Origin of the sequence: Streptomyces sp. NPDC002088, assembly GCF_040296605.1 — a bacterium.
GTDB lineage: Bacteria > Actinomycetota > Actinomycetes > Streptomycetales > Streptomycetaceae > Streptomyces.
The window spans coordinates 1-2,585 of record NZ_JBEOXO010000097.1 but is presented as its reverse complement, the minus strand read 5'-3'; the positions used below and the strand labels follow the sequence as shown (position 1 = coordinate 2,585).

The 2,585-nt window shown below is 29.8% G+C and carries 4 protein-coding genes; 3 read left to right on the top strand and 1 reads right to left on the bottom strand.

Annotated features, from left to right (window positions below; genetic code table 11):
- Both mobC and ABT114_RS50220 read left to right on the top strand, forming a co-directional pair.
- A partial coding sequence (gene mobC / locus ABT114_RS50225; protein WP_351154038.1) for a plasmid mobilization relaxosome protein MobC occupies nt 1-305 on the top strand: 305 nt, incomplete at its 5' end.
- Nucleotides 306-307: 2 nt separating this feature from the next.
- Complete coding sequence (locus tag ABT114_RS50220; RefSeq protein ID WP_351154035.1) at nt 308-1,825, top strand: relaxase/mobilization nuclease domain-containing protein; 1,518 nt, start codon at nt 308-310, stop codon at nt 1,823-1,825.
- Nucleotides 1,826-2,135: 310 nt separating this feature from the next.
- Here the strand turns inward: ABT114_RS50220 and ABT114_RS50215 are convergent, their stop codons facing one another.
- A complete protein-coding gene (locus ABT114_RS50215) occupies nt 2,136-2,267 on the bottom strand; it encodes a hypothetical protein (RefSeq protein ID WP_257792705.1) in 132 nt (43 codons plus the stop codon).
- 126 nt (nt 2,268-2,393) lie between these two features.
- On the opposite strand from ABT114_RS50215, the gene ABT114_RS50210 reads away from it, so the two are divergent.
- A complete protein-coding gene (locus tag ABT114_RS50210) occupies nt 2,394-2,546 on the top strand; it encodes a S24/S26 family peptidase (protein ID WP_351154031.1) in 153 nt (50 codons plus the stop codon).
- Nucleotides 2,547-2,585 lie beyond the last annotated feature (39 nt).

The window sequence follows — 2,585 nt, the reverse complement described above, 5'->3', positions numbered from 1 at the left end:
AAAGAATTAAATTGATGATGAGAAAAACTGGTATCACTAATTTTTCTATATTTGCTAGACGAGCCTGTTGCAATAAAGAGATTTTTTCTATTGATTTTTCAGAATATAAAAATATTATTTCTGAAATTTCTGCGACAAAATCTGAACTAAAACGTATCGGAAATAATATCAATCAAATTGCTAAACATTTAAACGAAAATAAAAATAATCAGACTGAAAGTTTGATGTCTGATTATCAAAATCAGTTAGAAAGTTTGGAAGAAAAAATTCAAAAAGTGGTTCATTTTATTTCGGAGGGGGAGTAAAAATGACAGTGATTTATATGCCAAAACAATCGAACGGAACGGTTCATTCTTCAAAAGATTTAAACCAACTCATTGATTATGTGATGAACCCTGAAAAAACAAATGACTTTGAATATGTTTCCGGTCAAAATATTTTAGATATTCATTCAACCTGTGATGAAATGTTAGCGACACGAACAATGGCTATCGCTTTAAAAAACAAGCCACAAAAAAATGAAAGGTTCGGTTATCATTTTGTCCAATCTTTTTCTCCTGATGACCATTTAACCCCTGAACAAGTTCATGAAATTGGTTTAAAAACCATGAAAGAATATCTCGGAAATTCTGCGGAATTTATTATTGCTACTCATACCGATAAGCCACACCTCCATAATCATATTGTGCTTAATGCAACTGACCCTTTAACTTTAAATAAATTTCAACAAAACAAAAATGATTTAGAACGATTGAAAGAAATTTCTGATAGAATTTCTAAAGAATATGGTTGTAAAATTATTGTCCGTCCTGAACAAAAACTAGGGAATTCTCACAAAAATTATTTGGTCTATCTTGCTCAAATTTCTTACCGGAAAGAGATTAAAAACAAACTTGAATTTTTGATGAACCATTCTCATACGTGGGAAGATTTTAAAGAAAAAGCAAGTGCCTTAAATTTAAAAGTGGACGATACTAAAAAATATACCACTTATCTTTTAGAGGGAAGCGAACAAACCAAAAAAATTAGAGATAGAAGTTTAAAAAATGATAAATTTTTAAAAGAAAATCTCAAAGAACGGATAGAAAAAAATACCATTGGTTATTCAGTTGAGGAAGTCGTGAAACTTTGGAAAGACAAAGAAAGCATTCAAGAAAAAGGACAAGAAAAAGAAATTTCAATTTTGGTAGAAGATTGGCAAATTGAGAAAGAAACTGAAAATTTTTTATACGTAACGATTGATACTGCTTTAGATAAAGAAGCGACAATAAAGATACCTGCACGCTGTGTCGATAAATTAGAAAATGGCGATTATCAAGTCTTTATCAAAAATAAAGAACGATTTTCTTATCTTGATAAGAAAAGTCCGGCAAACAATAAAATCATGTATGGAACAACTGTTGCTAAAAATCTACAACGACAAAGTGGAAATGTCCCTCTTTATTCTGACAATGCCAATATCAAACTCAAACAAGTCTTTCATGAGTTCGATTTCTTGATTAGTCAAGGACTTGGTTTTGATAGAAGTTTTGAAACCATAGGAAAGGACTTAAAAGCCACCTATCAAGAAACAGAAAAGCAATTAGATAAATTAAATACAAAGATTATAGAGTATGTCGAACAAAACAAAAGTTTAGATTATGTAGATACCACTATCAGAGATACAATAAAAAATCTAAAACTTGAACGTGATGATTTAAGAGATACTTTATATAAAGTCGATAAAAACATTCAATACTATCAAAAATCAGAACAGCGATTAGAAGCCTATCAAAAAAATCAAAGTCCAAAACATAAAGCACGTGATGATGATTTTGAAATTTAGTCCGTTGAAAATTCTGATAAGTGTACAATAAAACAAGTCGGATCTAAAATTTTTGTTTTTTAAAATTTAAGAGCGGACTTTTTTATTTGAGTTTTGAAAAAACTCTATTTTTTACAAAGTAAAAAATAATGCTCCTGTCGTTGAGCAAACCAACGAAAAAGCACTAAAGAAATTGAAAAATGAATTTTTCACTCCCTTTAATGCTTGAATCGTCCTATAAGCTCATATTTTGCCTTTTAAGCCCTTTTAAAAGCATTCTGATGGCGTTTTATTCATTGAGTTGACTCCTCTCTAACATAAAACTATAACTTTAGTTAAAGTAATCTTTATTCTTCTTGAAATGCTCTATTAAGGCTTCTCTTATAACAGCCTTTGCTCCGCCTTGAAGTTTACCTTTCTTCTTTCCTGCTATTTTAATTGCTTCTTTGAGTGCTGGTTCCATTGCTACTGAATAAATCACTTGTTCATCTTCAGCTTGTTGTTTCTCAATTTCTTTTTCGTACTCTTCCCATTTTTTTTGAACTTTCTTGTAAAAAACTTTTTGTTTGAGTTAGTCGGTTCTGTTTATGTGGAAGATGATTATATTAGACTTGTCTCTTTGAATGATGATATAGATTTTGAAGGCAATCGACTATTTCCTGATATTCTTCTTCCAAGAGATGAAAATACTCAAATCATTGGAAAAGTTATTGAAGCCTTTACTCCAATTGAAAAAGTATAAAAAAAGTGACAATATTTATTGATTTTCACTTTTTTTATT

Excerpts from the sequence above, each read along its gene's own strand:
- ABT114_RS50215 (WP_257792705.1), bottom strand. The coding sequence starts at position 2,267 with ATGGAACCAGCACTCAAAGAAGCAATTAAAATAGCAGGAAAGAAGAAA.
- ABT114_RS50220 (WP_351154035.1), top strand. The coding sequence starts at position 308 with ATGACAGTGATTTATATGCCAAAACAATCGAACGGAACGGTTCATTCT.